Raw genomic sequence first — 14,306 nt, forward strand, 5'->3', positions numbered from 1 at the left:
TTCAAAAAGCATGCGGAGGAGATCGACGGCATCATCGTAACCTTGCCCAACTTTGGCGAAGAGCGCGGCATCGTCGATGCCATCCGCCTTTCGGGGCTCAAAGTTCCGGTGCTGGTACAGGCCACTCCTGACCGCAGCGACAACATGACGATCGCCGTCCGCCGCGACTCCTTCTGCGGCAAGATGAGCGCATGTAACAACATGATGCAGTACGGCATCAAGTACTCGCTCACCACATTGCACACTGAATCGGTTAGCTCGCCCGAGTTCAAAGCCGACCTCGAGTGGTTCTCCGCCGTCTGTCGCATTGTGAAGGGCCTCAAAAACCTGAAGATTGGCGCCATTGGCGCGCGTCCCGCGGCGTTCAACACGGTGCGCTACTCCGAGCGTCTGCTCGAACAAAGCGGCATCTCCGTCGACACGCTCGATCTGTCGGAGATTTTCGGCCGCATCAACCGCATGAAGGACAACGACGACGCGGCCCAGGGCAAGCTGGCCGCCATCAAGAGCTACGTCACCACGAAGGGCATCCCTGACGAAGCGTTGCTCAAAATGGCCAAGCTGGGCGCCGTAATCGACGGCTGGATGACGCAGACGCATTCCACCGTCTCCGCCGTGCAGTGCTGGACCTCGATGGAAGAGTTCTTTGGCGTTGTGCCGTGCACCATCATGAGCATGATGTCGAACAACCTGTTCCCCTCCGCCTGCGAAGTAGACGTGCCCGGCGTGCTGAGCATGTATATGCTGGCGCTGGCCAGCCAGAGCCCCTCCGCGCTGCTCGACTGGAACAACAACTACGGCTCCGATCCCAACAAGTGCGTCTGCTTCCACTGCTCGAACCTGCCCAAGCACTTCTTCAATGACGTCCGCATGGATTACCAGGAAATCATCGCCGGCACTGTCGGCAAGCTGAACACCTTCGGTACCTGCGTGGGCCGCGTGAAGCCGGGCGTGATGAGCTTTGCGCGCTACTCCACCGACGATCAGCAGGGCATCATCCGCGGCTACACCGGGCCGGGGGCTTTCACCGACGATCCGTTGGAGACCTTCGGCGGCGCCGGCGTGGCGCAGATTCCGCAACTGCAAAAGCTGCTGAAGTACATCTGCCGCGAAGGCTTCGAACATCACGTGGCCGCCAACTTCTCTGACGTTGCCAAGGCCGTGCACGAGGCCGCAAGCAATTACCTTGGGTGGCAAAGCTACTACCACCCCGGGCTTGAAGACTAAGCCGGACAGCCACAGAAGGGCGTTGACAACAGTCAACGCCCTTCGCACGTCGGGGAGTTTATTCAGGAGACCGCATTTATGAGTACGAGAATCAACAAGGATCTTGTGATCAGCGGAACTACGCTGGTGGCCCAGTCTGCCTGGAATGACGAACTGGAGCAGAAGCACCAGCGGCTCGTCGAATGGATTAAGGGTCAGAAAGTAGCCGGAATGCTGATTCGCCGTAATGAGAATGTCGCGTGGATCACGGGAGGTGCGGTGGAGTTACGCGTGCTCACGCCGGCTGAAACTGGCGTCGCCTCAATCCTGGTTACTGCGGAGGGTAAGCGCTACTACTTCACAACCGAGAATGAAGCACCGCGCCTCCATGAGGAAGAGTTCGGCGCGCTGGATTTCGAGCCCGTAACCTTTCCGTGGTTCGCGGATGACACGCTGCAAACGGCAGAAAAACTGGCTGGCGGTGCACTTGCATTCGACACCCCGTTGCCCCGCACAACGGCGGCCAATCTGTTTCCGCTGCGGCAGTCGTTGAGCGACACAGAGATTGAGCGCTACAAGTGGCTGGGCGCACAAACGGCCGCCGCCACGGCTGAGTCGCTCAACAACGTCGAGCCGGGCATGAGCGAGTACGACATGGAAGCGATGACGGCTGCGAACCTGTTGAAACGTGGCATTCTGCCTTCGGTGTATCTCTTCGCGGTGGACGATCGCATTTTCAAGTACAAACACGCGGTACCGCGCGGCGCGCGTCTGAAGCAATACGGCATGCTAAACCTCTGCTCGCGCAAGTTCGGCTTGGCTATTTCGATTACGCGCTTTGTGCATTTCGGCAAGCTGCCGGATGAGCTCGCGGCCCGCTTCAAGTCTGCGGCGCAGGTAAATGCGGCTTTATTGGATGCGTCGCGTGAAGGAACAACTTCAGCGCAATTGTTCAAAGTGGCACAGGACGCTTACGCGGCCGAGGGATACCCCGGCGAAGAGCGCTTCCATCATCAGGGCGGCCCCACCGGGTACGGCGAACGCGAGTGGGTGGCCACGCCGGACGGCACCGAGGCCGTAGTGAACAATCAGGCATTCGCGTGGAACCCGAGCATCCGCGGGGGCAAGGCGGAAGATACGGCGCTCCTGCGCGACAGCAAAATCGAGTGGCTGACCGCAACGCCGCAGCTGCCCGTAATCGAGGCGAGTGTAAACGGCCAAGTGTATCCTGCTGCTGGAGTGCTGGTGAAATAATCCGCGCGACGACACAGAAGGAGGGCCACCATTCGCAAATGAAATGGTGGCCCTTTCAAAAACCGATCCCCTAAACTAAGGCCTGATGTCCGCCTGCAATGGTTCCAGCGTGAGCCGCGCAGTCAGAACCACCAGTGCCGCCCACAGCACATCGGCTCCCAGCAGGTGCGCAATCTGCAGCCACGTGGGCGCCAACAGCACCACATCAAGCACCCCCAGCACATATTGCGCGCCCAGCAGCGCCAGCACCAGCACGGATAGTCTCCGATTGTCCCAGTGCGCCGTTCGGCGCGAAGCACGCACCAACAACCAGATCAGGAACACGCTGGCGAGGACGGCAACCGTGGGGTGCGTCCAGCGCCAGCGAACCAGCCATCCGCTGGTCGCGGAGAAATCCTGCGCCAGCGCGGCGCCCAGCGACGTTGCCGGAAACAGCGTGTCGCCCAGAGCCGCCAGCGACCCCGTCACGCCCACCATCATCACTACAATCACAGCAGCGATAGCTCCGGCGGGCGCAACCATCCGCACCGTGTCTCGCGTGTAACCGCGTCTACGGCTGAGCAGATGAGCACACAACGTGAGGGCCGCGAGCAGGAGCAGCGTGTTGGTCAGGTGCAGCGCCAGATAGGGCGCGCGCAACGGCGATTGGCTCTGCGCCGTCAGCCCGAGTTTCACCAGCAGGGCTCCCAGGATCGCCTCAATGAGCGTGAAGACAACCGCTGCAACCGCTGCACCGCGCGCCAGGTGACCTTTTATGGTTCCCATGAATGTCCACACCAGCAGGCCCACGGCGGAGAAGAACGAGATGCCGCTGGTGAAGCGATGCGTGAATTCGATCATGGTGTCGAGGCGCGGTGAGTGCTGCACCACAGTACCGTTGCAGAGCGGCCAATGATCGCCGCACCCTGCGCCCGAACCGGTCGCGCGCACCAGGCCACCCCACAAAATTACCGCGATGAAATACACCAGAACGGCCCACGCAAAACGGCGCAGAGCGGCCGATGGAAGCCGCCCGGCATCGACTGAGATTGCAGCAGAGGACATGAAAGGAAAACTCCGGAAGTACCCTTCAGTTTAGAACAGATCCCTTGAACCTTCCCGCGCGCCTAATCTTGCCCCTTTGGAGACGAAGCCAAGACCGAGCTTTCCGTCGCGATGGTCTGAATGCGGGACGGCATGAGCGGCGGCCGAACACTCTGAGAATCCCACCCGAAGAGGAACGACGACGCCGGACCGCAGATGCGCCCCTGGCACGGCCCCATGCCGCAGCGCGTGTGGAGTTTGGCTTCACGTGCGTTTCGCATCTTCTCCAGCGCATCCCGGCGCACGTCCTCGCAACGGCACACAATCGTATCCGGGGCGGCAAGCGCCCGCAGCTCGGCCCTCGGCGCGAACGTCGCATCCAGCCGCTGCGCAAGGCGAATCTGCTTCTTCCGCCGTGAGTAGAATCTGCCTGCGTCCCGTCCGGCCGCGGAGAGGCCCGCGATCTCCCCTTCAACCAGGGCCTTCTCAAGGCCGCCCACGCCGGTTATTTCGCCCGCACCGTAGATACCAGGCACGGAGGACTGTTGGGCGGAATCCACCCGGACGTAACCGTTCTCAATCGCGCATTCTAAGAGCCGCGCCAGTTCTGAATTCGGAATCAGATGAAATCCGCACCCCAGATAGTCACAGGGAATCTCGCGCGTGCTCCCACCGACATTGACGACCACAGAGTGCAGTCGATCGCGCCCATGCGCGCGCATTACCCACGCGCTCGTGCGATAGGCAGCTGAGCGCGATGCCATACGATAGTGAATGCCCTCGACGATCTTCCCTGGATGCGCCGAAAGGCCTGCGCCAAACTTCAGCAAGCGCGTCAGCGGCGCCTGTTCAAACACGCCCGCGATCTCCGCGCCCTTCTTGGCTAGGTTGGCTGCAACCGCAAGCAGAAGGGGACCACTCCCGGAAAGGACGATGCGCTTGTCGGCGATCGGCAGCCCGCCTTTTACCAATGCCTGCAGGCCGCCGGCTCCCAGAACGCCAGGAAGCGTCCATCCGGGAAATGGCAAAAAGCACTCGCGCGCGCCAGTTGCGAGTATCAGCTTGTCGTAGCGCAGATCTGCGCTGCCTGCGTCGCTCTCGACACGTAACATTCCAGGAGCAGGCTGTGCCACCACCCGCGTACCTGCATGCACCTCAACCTGCACTGATTGCAATCGCCGCATAAGCGCGGCAAAACGCGCAGTGTCCCTGTCGCCCGCGTTCGACGCGTATCCACGCCATACCTGCCCGCCCGCTGAAGAGTTGTCGTCCAGCAGCCGAACGCGGCATCCGCTCTCAGACGCTGCAACAGCGGCAGCCATACCCGCCGGGCCCGCGCCCACCACCACAACCTCGCTGCTCATCCAGTCACCACGCGCATGCCGTCGCGCGCCGCCATCTGGCAGGTCCGCGCGTGCGGAACCCCGTCTACAGTGGCTCGGCATTCCATGCAGATGCCCATGCCGCAAAGCGGCCCGCGCACCTCGCCCGACACCGACACATGACAAGCCGCGCCCGCCAGCATCATCGCAGCGGCCACGCTGGATCCTGCTCGCACGCGAACCGTCTGTCCGTTCACCAAAATCGAAATGGGCTCGATTGTCTCGCGGGAACTCACGACGATTTCGATTGTAGCGGACTGTATACTTCGCTTGAGTGATTCCCGGCAATGACTCCGCCCCACAACCCTCTCGCCAAAATTACGGTACTCGACTCGCACACCGCCGGTGAGCCAACCCGCTGCGTTCTGGCGGGCGGCCCTGACCTCGGCAGCGGACCACTTACGGCGCGACTGGAGCGGCTGCGCGTCGACCATGATCACTGGCGCCGCGCTATTCTGTGCGAACCCCGCGGGTCCGACGTTATCGTAGGCGCATGGCTGTTGCCGCCCGACTCGCCCGATTGCGCCGCCGCAGTCATCTTCTTCAACAACGCCGGCTATCTTGGCATGTGCGGCCACGGCACCATCGGCCTCGCTGTCACGCTTGCTTATCTCGGCCGCATTGGCCCGGGCACGCACCGCATACAAACGCCGGTGGGCACAGTCGGCGTAAATCTCGAGTCGCCGAACACCGCGACCATTGAGAATGTGCCTGCCTTCCGACATATCGCAGGCGAGCGCGTGCAGGTGCCGGGATATGGCGGGTTCGCTGGCGATGTCGCCTGGGGCGGAAACTGGTTTTTCCTCATCAAGAATCACCCTTTCGATCTGCGGCTCGAGAGTGTCGATCAGCTCACGGAATTCACCTGGGCCGTGCGCGGCGCCCTGAGCCGCGCGGGCATCACGGGCTCCGGCGGCGCAGAGATCGATCACATTGAGCTGTTCAGCAATCCGCATGACCCTGCCAATCATGGCCGCAATTTCGTACTGTGCCCAGGCAAGGCTTACGACCGCTCGCCCTGCGGCACCGGCACCAGCGCCAAAATGGCCTGCCTGGTAGCCGACGGCAAACTCGCGCAGGACGACACTTGGCGGCAGGAAGGCATCCTGGGCACCGTTTTTGAAGGCCGCGTTCGCATCGAGAACGGTCAGGTCATCCCCAGCATTACGGGGTCCGCCTTCATCACCGCGGAATCGACCCTCCTCTTCGATTGTGCCGATCCGTTCCGTGAAGGAATTGGCTGAGGCACGCGATGTCGAGTTCCTCGTGCGACGTGATCATTGCCGGCGGAGGCATTGTGGGCGCTGCCTGTGCAGCGGCATGCGCGCGCCAGGGCATGCGCGTGGCGCTCGTCGAGCGCGACGTGCTGGGCAGCGGAGCCACTGGCGCCGGCATGGGACACATCGTGGTGATGGACGACTCCGACGCGCAGTTTGCCCTCACCCGCTATAGCCAGCTCCTGTGGCATGAGCTCAGCGCTCACCTGCCCGCCTCCTGCGAGTACGAACAGCGTGGCACCTTGTGGATCGCCGCCGATACTGAGGAGATGGAAGAAGCCGAGCGCAAGCACGCCTTCTACACACAGCGGGGCGTTCCCGCTGTCTTGCTCACAGCCGAGCAGCTCGCAGACAAAGAGCCGCACCTTCGCAGCGGATTAGCCGGCGCTTTGCTGGTGCCTGAAGATGGCGTCGTCTATCCGCCCACCGTAGCGCTGCACCTTGCCCGCGAAGCAGAGTCGCACGGCGCACGCCTCTTCCCGGAGCACGCCGTGGTGCGGATGGCGCACGGCGAAGCGGTTCTCGACGACAGTTCCCTCCTTCTTGCTCCGCGCCTTGTAAATGCCACGGGCGCTTGGTCCCCGCAGTTCGGAGCAGACATCCCGGTGAAGAAACGGAAAGGCCACCTCGTCATCACTGATCGCTATCCAGGCTTCGTCCGTCATCAGCTTGTGGAACTCGGTTATTTGAAGAGCGCGCATTCCATCGGCACAGACTCCGTCGCATTCAACGTGCAACCGCGCAACACGGGCCAGGTGCTCATCGGCTCATCACGCCAGTACGGCAATGACGATTCGGCAGTCGACCAGCACATGCTCACTGCGATGCTGCAGCGTGCCGCCTTCTACATGCCGGCAATCGCTTCCATGAGCGCCATCCGTGTGTGGACTGGCTTCCGCGCTGCCACACCAGACAAGCTGCCGCTCATCGGCCCAGTCCCCGCAGATGATTCGATCTGGCTCGCCACCGGCCACGAGGGGCTCGGCATCACCACCTCGCTCGGCACCGCCGAGCTCATCACTGCTGCATTCACGGGCCGGCAGCCGGCGATCGCACCAGAGCCATACCTGCCATCTCGATACAAAGGTCTACAATCTCAAGGCCACGAGGAGTCCCTATGCAATGGAAAGGCGTAATGCCTGCCATGACCACGGCGTTTGACGCACAGCTGAAGGTTGACCACGAATTTGTTGCGCGCCACGCACGCTGGCTGCGCACCAATGGATGCACTGCCATTGTCTGCCTTGGCTCGCTTGGCGAAGCTGCAACGCTCACATTCGATGAAAAAATCTCCGCTGTGCAGACCGTGGTCAAAGCCGTATCGCCGCAGACTCCCGTGGTCGCAGCCATTTCCGCGCTCTCCACCGCTGAGGCGGTCGCACTCGCGCAATCAGTCGCTCATGCCGGCGCACAAGGGCTCATGATTCTGCCGCCATATGTGTATCAAGGCGACTGGCGCGAGATGAAGGCCCATATCGCGGCCATCCTCTCCGCCACTGAACTGCCCGCGATGCTCTACAACAACCCCATCGCCTACGGCACCGACTTCTCTCCGGAGCAAATCGACGAGCTTGCACGCGAGTTCAAGAATCTCGCCGCAGTCAAGGAGTCCTCGACGGACGTACGCCGCGTAACCGCGATTCGAGCGCTCACCGGCGATCGGCTCGCAATCTTCGTCGGCGTGGACGACGCTATTGTCGAGGGCATTGAAGCAGGGGCCGTAGGATGGATCGCAGGACTGGTGAACGCTCTGCCGCGCGAGTCGGTTGACCTGTTCAACCTGGCCACAGAGGGCCGCAAGCAGGATGCCTTCGAGCTCTATCGCTGGTTTCTGCCTCTGTTGCGCATGGATACGGTGCCAAAGTTCGTGCAGCTCATCAAGCAGGTTCAGGAAGAAGCAGCAGTAGGCTCCGCGCGGGTGCGGCCGCCTCGCCTGCAACTCGAAGGCGCGGAACTCGCACAAACGCGGGCCGCGTGGGCGCAGGCTGTCAAAAATCGGCCGGCGATCGCCCTGAAGAGCACGGTGCTGGGCGCGTGATCATCGGGGTGCAATGCGGCCGACGGTCTGCTCCAGTTCCTCTCGCAACGCGCTGACCAGTTGCGCTGCGGGCCCGCGGCGCGCCATGCGGACTCCCTGCCCTGCCCACAACGACAGGAACTCAGGCCGGTTCTGCTTTACGGCTTCATTGCGCAGAGGCCGCGTAAGCGCGTTCTGCAGCGGAAACGGCAGCGTTGCGTCCTGCGCGCTCTCGTAGTCCTTCAGCATGCGATTGGCAATGCCTCGTGCGGGCCTGCCTGAGAACGCGCGCGTGATCTGAGTTTGGTCTTCCCTCGCAGCCAGAATCGCGTCCTTGTAGCCCGCTGAAATCCCCGCTTCTTCGCAGGTCAGAAACGCCGTTCCCATCTGCACCGCTGAAGCCCCCAGCATCAGCGCCGCTGCAATTCCTCGTCCGTCCATCACGCCGCCCGACGCGACCACTGGAATGGAAATGGCATCCACCACTTGAGGAATCAGGGCTAGCGAGCCGATCATGCCCGCTTCGAAGCTGGCTTCGAACGAACTGCGATGTCCGCCGGCCTCGCTGCCCTGGGCGATCACCGCATCCACGCCGCTTTCAGCCAGCAATTGCGCCTCCCGCACGGTGGTGGCGGTGCCCAGGCAATAAATCCCGCTCCGCTTGATCCGCGTCATTGCAGGCTCAGGAATGAGTCCGAAGGCGAAGCTGAATGCAGCTGCTCCCGATTCAAGCGCCGCCGCAAGCTGATCATCAAAGCGGGCCGCAGAAAGTGAAGGACGCTGCGGTGCGGGCAGCCCCAATTCCTCGTAATACGGGGTAATCCGTGCCACCGCCCGGTCGATCGCAGTGTCGTCCTCCGCCGGCGCAGGCAACGGCGCGAACAGGTTGATGCCGAACGGGCGATCCGTAAGGCTCCGAATCTTCCCGCCGCGTTCCACCATCTGCTCAGCGGAAAGATACGCTGCTCCGATAAAGCCCATGCCTCCCGCGTTGCACACCGCAGCCACCAGCTCCCCCGTGTCGCCTCCCCCCGCCATCGGCGCCTGAAACACCGGGCAGGAAAGCTCGAATCGGCGCGTGATCGCAGTTGAAATCATGAAGGGTGTACTCGATGAGATTGCGCGGGGAAAGAACGCAAGAGTTCCAGCGGATCGAACCGTGTGCCTGAGCACAGAACGCGCTCGCAAGCGCGCTCATGCTCAGGTCCTAACTAGAACGGGATATCGTCGTCCGAGATCTCGGTCTGCGCAAACTCGTCGGGGCCCGCGGCGGGACGCTGATCGAACGAGGTGGTATTCGACTGCCGGCTATATCCGCCGCTGCTGCCGCCGCCAGAGTCGTCACGGCCCGAAAGCAACGACAGATCGTTGACAATAATCTCCGTTCGGTAGCGCTTCTGGCCTGACTCCTTGTCGTCCCAGCTATTCGTCGTGATCTTGCCCTCAACGTAGAGTTTGGTGCCCTTCTTCACGTAGTCGCGAACAATCTCCGCAGTGCGCTTGAACGCCTTCAGATTGTGCCATTCGGTCTTGTCCTGCCAGTTTCCCTGCGCATCCTGGTATCGATCTGAAGTCGCCAGCGTGAAGCTCGCGACCATGGTTCCACCCCCCGTGGAACGAATCTCAGGATCCTTGCCCACATTCCCCAGCAGAATTACTTTGTTTACACTCTTCGCCATGTCCCTGCTCCTCTTGTCCGCTGCTAAATCGCTCTGTCACTGTGAATTCTGGCTGTCACAAATGCCCCGCAGGTTCCGCTGTTAAAGCCGCGGAATGCGGGGATTCTCAGCCCGTCAGTGAAGGTAGCGGACGCTCCTTTCCTTGAATTCCTTGCGGTCTCCGAAAGTATAAACGGTAGCCCACTTCCCGGGGCGCGAGGGTGACGCAGCAAGGCAGCAGGGAGAGGAAAATCGGAGCAAGACGCGGTGCGGCGAGCACTGGCTCGCCGCGCCGGCAACCGATGTTTACTGGCTGATGGCCACGCCGTTGAACTGCGCTGCGCCCACCGCGGGCGAGGTGGCAGCCAGCGTCAGGCCGCCGTAATTGTCGATGGAGAAAACGGCGACATGCGCCGCTCCTGCTGCCGTGTAAATCACCCCAAGCCAGTTCCGGTCGGGCGAGACCGTAATGTCCGTGGGCGTGCCCGGAACAGGCACCGACTTGTAGAACGCCCCGCCCTTGTCGTCGCTAAAGAAAATGGAGATGGCCTGACCGGGCGAATTAGCGGTGTACCAGATGCTCTTCGGGCCCTTGGCCACCCAGCACGGCGCATTGGATGGATACGACGGCGTGGGCCCCGCGACGGGATACACGTTGCGGGACGCATCAACGATCGCGAAACTGTCCGCACTGTGCGCAGGTGTAAAGCCAAGCACATCCCCCCAGAACCCCGCGCCAAGCGGTGTATTGTTGGCATCATCCGGGAGCGCAATGCTGGTGCTCGAACCATTGAGTGCGCCGTCGTGTCCAGACATGTCCAATTGCAGCACAGACCCGGACTTCATCGTGACTGCGGCCCAGGTCTTGCCTGCCACGATCTGCGCGGCAGAGTTATCCGTAAGCGTAACGACCCCGCCGTCCAGATGTCCGGAAGGCCACGAGTGGCTCTCCGCGCAATCGGTGCTGACGACGTACAGTTCCTCCTCGCTCAGCGCAATGGAATCGGGCCCGGTGCAATCAGACGCGAGCGCTATGCTGCGCCCGGCGCCAATGAAGTCACCATGGCGCACCAATTGGGTGACGGAGTTCGACCCGAAATTCGCAACCGCTCCCAGATTATGCTGCATCTGCAGGATTCCTGCGTTGCCTGAGGCGCCTCCCTTGGCGCCCGTAGGGAGCGTCTGCGAAGCAATCAGAGAAGGGGTTCCGTGGGTGTCAAGTTTGAAGACCACCACCGTGTTGTGTGCGGGGTCATTGGTGCTGGTGAGGATCAGCGTGCCGCGCTCCTCGCCGGAAGCCCATGACGCGGCAGCGAGACTCAGAACTGCGGCCAAAATGCTGATGCGCCAGGGAGAAGACTGCCTGGTTGCTTCGAAAAACATAGGGATCTCCTTCGTGAATGCCTTTGGAGGAATCGCTCCGTGTGGCAGAGTGCAGGTTTCCGCCGGAAAGCCGGAGCAGGTTTGCTGAACATGAATTCGCCTCCGCAGCCGAAAAAGTTACGCGCGTCCCTGAAGAATTCAATCGACGCGCAAAATAAACCTGCCCGTAACTTTCCGCCCTGCCTGAGCGAATCATGAAAGAGGCAGGCCAGAATGCGGGAGTGTCTTGCGGCAATGTCGCCGGCGCTGATACTGATTGCAGAGACACCGCTGATGGACGCACAAGAGAATCTCGCCACGCTGATGACCCTCTATCAGGAGGGTGATCTCTCTGCGGCCACGACTCTGATCCAATCCATCAGCCCGCAGCTCTACCGCTTCTTCGCCGCGCAGCCCGTCAGCCGTGCGGCCGCTGACGACCTGCTGCAGGAGACGTGGCTTCGGATCCACAAGGTGAGACACACCTATCGGCCCGGTGAGCCGGTCGTAGCCTGGTTCTATGCCATCGCCCGTCACGTGCGCGTGGATCACTACAGAAAGGCGGCGCGGACGTCTCTGCGCGAGCGGGAATTGGAAGATATTCCCGGCGCCACGCATCTGGCCGCCGCCGGACGGAATGACGAGTTAGACGCACTGCTGGCGCCGCTGTCGCCGGGCGAGCGGGAGGTAGTTGAGCTGTTGAAGGTGGAGGGGCTATCCCTGGAGGAGGTCGCCCGCGCCACGTCGTCCACTGTGGGATCGGTGAAGCAGAAGGCGCATCGGGCCTACAAGAAATTGAGGGCGGTGTTGGGATTCAGCAAAAAGACGGAGGCGCACGTTGAACGACCGTGAAATCGATGAGCGCCTGAACAGCGCGCGGCCCCTCCAAGGCCCGAATCCCGAGACGCTGGAGCGGATTGCCGCCTCCGTGGCAGGATCCATGCACCCCGTTCGGCCCCTGCCTGCGCCCGCGGCAATGGCCTCGGCGGTCGCATCCATTTGCGCCCTCGTTGCGCTCGCAGGAGGAGCCGCACTGGGGTTCGCGGGCATCGCCAAAATGAGCTGGCTGGATCGCTGCGCAGTCTTCTCAGCGCTCGCACTTCTGGTGCTCGCGGCGGCCAATCAAATGGTAAGCTCCATGATCCCGGGTAGCCGGCGGCGAGTCTCTCCCGGCGCTCTGCTCGCTGCCTCCGCCCTATGCCTGATAACCGTTCTGGCATTCTGCTTCCGCGACTATCAGACCACCCGTTTCTTGCATGCGGGAATAGTCTGCCTCAGCCTCGGGCTGCTGCACGCCATCCCGGCCGGGCTGCTGAGCTGGCTCGTCTTGCGACGCGGCTATGCGGTCAATCGCGTTTCCGCAGGACTGGCCGCGGGAACGCTCGCCGGCCTGGCTGGAGTAGGCATGCTTGAGCTGCACTGCCCCAACTTTGAGGCCCCACACGTGCTGGTCTGGCACACCGGTGTACTCCTGGTCAGCGCCGCCCTCGGAGCACTGTGGGGCTGGGGTTTGTCATCGATTGCAGCGAAGCGGCAGAAAGCCACCGGCAAGGCCTGAAACTTCACGGGCATCTGCCCCCAGCCTTAAGGCACATACCCGAGTTGGAATGGATTACCGGCATGGGCCGCGATCAGATACCAGCCCGTGGCTCCAACGTGTTTCGATGGGCCGTACGTGTACCCGAATCCCGTATCCATCACGCTCGTGGCCGCCACCAGGCCCTCCCCTGTCGCAATCGGCTTGCCGCCCACCGTCTGCCCCACTCCAAGCTCGGTTTGCGCCGACTCGCAGGTCTCTACAAAGCGCATCGCACTCTGCAGATCAGCTAGCCGCACCGCAAAGCCTTCCGTACTGTCAAATGAACGTGCCACCAGCGCAGAAACCGTATGCGCCGTGCCTTCCAGCCACACCGCATTCGGATCACAGCCCTCCACCGTAGTAATCAGGCTCGCCGAATCAAACACCATCCCGGTGAACGACTCGCTGCCCGTGAGGTTGCTGTTGGTGGCTGAGGCGTTGTCGGTCGTCTGCAGGTGCTTCAGCGCCCAGTCAATGCTCTGCCGGTATTGGTTGCTGAGCAACGCAAGATACGACCACGTCTGGCAGTCCTCCGGTATCGGCCAGTAGTTGGTCGAAACCTGGTCGCCCAGGGTTCCGGTAAAGAAATATCCATCGGTTGCGTTGAACATCGCCACAACAAAGGCCCGCGCATGCGCCCCCAGGGCATGCCACGACATGCCGTTACTCGCGCTGCCGCCGTGGGTCAGCTTATCCAGCATGGTGAAGAAAGCGTACGCGTCGATGTTGTGCTCGGTCGACTTGCCGTTCGGCGATGGCACCGACTGGTTGTACTGATTGATGTTCGTTCCGAAGCGGAACCCGCCCGGGCCGTTGGTGTCGTAAGCGTTGGTCACGATCCAGTTGCCCACCTGCAGCGCCGCATTCAAAAACGCGGCATTGTGTGTGCGCCGATAGAGCTGCGCCAGCGCCATGCCCGCCCATGCCTGATCGCCAACCGCGCTGGTGTAAAAGTAAAACGGAAAAGCCGCCGGCGTGATAAATTGCCCGCCGGAAGCCGCCGCATTGCTGAAGTACGCCTGGGCGAACCTGCCGTCATTGAACGGGAAGTTGCTGGCCTGCGCATAAACCAGCCCCTGGCCCAGCACGCTGGCTCGCGCCAGCGAGTCCGGCGTTCCGTGCAGCAGGTAAGCATGGATCGCCACCGCGTTGTCATAGGTGAAAGCAGTCGAGAGCAAACCCGATTGATCCGCGTAGCTCTGGATCAGCCGCACCGCGCTGCCCGCGGCATACGCATCCATCATCTGGTTCAGAAACGCGATTGCCTTCCCAAGCGAATCCAGATAGGCGCGGGGGCTTACGTCCGGTCTGGCCTTGAGCGTTGCGGCGTGTGCGCTACCCGTAAAAGCGACGGGAGCCAGACCCGCTGCCGCGGCTGCACCCAGTGAATAACTGAAAAATTTCCTTCTGCTGACTTCTTTCACAGTTCTTACCCTCCGGGGTGAGGATTTCTAAGACAGAGGGAAACTACGCGCGCCCGCCCTCGCCGTCAAGGGCGATTTTCCTCAACCTACCTTCCGAAACCCCGCCCGCTCGTCCTTTACTTCC

Annotated in this window: 14 protein-coding genes; 7 read left to right on the top strand and 7 right to left on the bottom strand. The window is 61.9% G+C overall.

All coding sequences use genetic code 11. From position 1 onward, the window contains the following. Positions 1-1,227 (top strand): L-fucose/L-arabinose isomerase family protein (locus VGL22_RS21765; RefSeq protein ID WP_465269073.1); only part of this gene is annotated, 1,227 nt, incomplete at its 5' end. A gap of 78 nt (positions 1,228-1,305) precedes the next feature. Continuing rightward, a complete protein-coding gene (locus VGL22_RS21770; protein ID WP_465269074.1) occupies positions 1,306-2,460 on the top strand; it encodes a M24 family metallopeptidase in 1,155 nt (384 codons plus the stop codon). Between the two features lie 75 nt (positions 2,461-2,535). Here VGL22_RS21770 and VGL22_RS21775 read toward each other — a convergent pair whose 3' ends face one another. The 3 genes from VGL22_RS21775 to VGL22_RS21785 all read right to left on the bottom strand — a co-directional run bounded on the left by VGL22_RS21775 (position 2,536) and on the right by VGL22_RS21785 (position 5,101). Then, positions 2,536-3,504: a COX15/CtaA family protein gene (locus VGL22_RS21775; RefSeq protein WP_465269075.1), complete on the bottom strand. Its 969-nt coding sequence runs from the start codon at positions 3,502-3,504 to the stop codon at positions 2,536-2,538. Between the two features lie 62 nt (positions 3,505-3,566). Beyond that, positions 3,567-4,847 (bottom strand): FAD-dependent oxidoreductase, encoded by a 1,281-nt coding sequence (locus VGL22_RS21780; RefSeq protein WP_465269076.1) that lies wholly within the window; start codon positions 4,845-4,847, stop codon positions 3,567-3,569. Then, on the bottom strand, positions 4,844-5,101 hold the full coding sequence (locus tag VGL22_RS21785) for a 2Fe-2S iron-sulfur cluster-binding protein (RefSeq protein WP_465269077.1): 258 nt from the start codon (positions 5,099-5,101) through the stop codon (positions 4,844-4,846). The genes VGL22_RS21780 and VGL22_RS21785 overlap by 4 nt, the downstream gene beginning before the upstream one ends. 51 nt (positions 5,102-5,152) lie before the next feature. Between VGL22_RS21785 and VGL22_RS21790 the strand changes: the two genes are divergently transcribed. Genes VGL22_RS21790 through VGL22_RS21800 form a run of 3 tightly spaced genes read left to right on the top strand, consistent with a single transcriptional unit; the run spans position 5,153 to position 8,180 of the window. Beyond that, complete coding sequence (locus VGL22_RS21790; RefSeq protein WP_465269078.1) at positions 5,153-6,109, top strand: proline racemase family protein; 957 nt, start codon at positions 5,153-5,155, stop codon at positions 6,107-6,109. Between the two features lie 8 nt (positions 6,110-6,117). Then, positions 6,118-7,278 (top strand): NAD(P)/FAD-dependent oxidoreductase, encoded by a 1,161-nt coding sequence (locus tag VGL22_RS21795; RefSeq protein ID WP_465269079.1) that lies wholly within the window; start codon positions 6,118-6,120, stop codon positions 7,276-7,278. After that, positions 7,260-8,180 (top strand): dihydrodipicolinate synthase family protein, encoded by a 921-nt coding sequence (locus tag VGL22_RS21800; protein ID WP_465269080.1) that lies wholly within the window; start codon positions 7,260-7,262, stop codon positions 8,178-8,180. Before VGL22_RS21795 ends, VGL22_RS21800 begins: the two co-directional genes overlap by 19 nt. Here VGL22_RS21800 and VGL22_RS21805 read toward each other — a convergent pair whose 3' ends face one another. The 3 genes from VGL22_RS21805 to VGL22_RS21815 form a co-directional block, all read right to left on the bottom strand. After that, positions 8,181-9,257 (bottom strand): NAD(P)H-dependent flavin oxidoreductase, encoded by a 1,077-nt coding sequence (locus VGL22_RS21805; RefSeq protein WP_465269081.1) that lies wholly within the window; start codon positions 9,255-9,257, stop codon positions 8,181-8,183. A 113-nt stretch (positions 9,258-9,370) separates the two neighbouring features. Continuing rightward, a complete protein-coding gene (locus VGL22_RS21810) occupies positions 9,371-9,838 on the bottom strand; it encodes a single-stranded DNA-binding protein (RefSeq protein WP_465269082.1) in 468 nt (155 codons plus the stop codon). A 285-nt stretch (positions 9,839-10,123) separates the two neighbouring features. After that, positions 10,124-11,200 carry a hypothetical protein gene (locus VGL22_RS21815; RefSeq protein WP_465269083.1) on the bottom strand — a complete coding sequence of 359 codons (1,077 nt, stop codon included), beginning with the start codon at positions 11,198-11,200 and terminating at the stop codon, positions 10,124-10,126. Between the two features lie 213 nt (positions 11,201-11,413). On the opposite strand from VGL22_RS21815, the gene VGL22_RS21820 reads away from it, so the two are divergent. Beyond that, positions 11,414-12,031, top strand: a complete 618-nt coding sequence (locus tag VGL22_RS21820) for an RNA polymerase sigma factor (protein WP_465269084.1) — start codon at positions 11,414-11,416, stop codon at positions 12,029-12,031. Further along, positions 12,018-12,737, top strand: a complete 720-nt coding sequence (locus tag VGL22_RS21825) for an NrsF family protein (RefSeq protein WP_465269085.1) — start codon at positions 12,018-12,020, stop codon at positions 12,735-12,737. Before VGL22_RS21820 ends, VGL22_RS21825 begins: the two co-directional genes overlap by 14 nt. A 26-nt stretch (positions 12,738-12,763) precedes the next feature. Here VGL22_RS21825 and VGL22_RS21830 read toward each other — a convergent pair whose 3' ends face one another. Continuing rightward, a complete protein-coding gene (locus VGL22_RS21830; protein WP_465269086.1) occupies positions 12,764-14,182 on the bottom strand; it encodes a hypothetical protein in 1,419 nt (472 codons plus the stop codon). Between the last annotated feature and the right edge of the window lie 124 nt (positions 14,183-14,306).

The sequence above is a fragment of the Occallatibacter sp. genome (assembly GCF_036502485.1).
In the GTDB taxonomy this organism is placed as follows: domain Bacteria; phylum Acidobacteriota; class Terriglobia; order Terriglobales; family Acidobacteriaceae; genus Telmatobacter.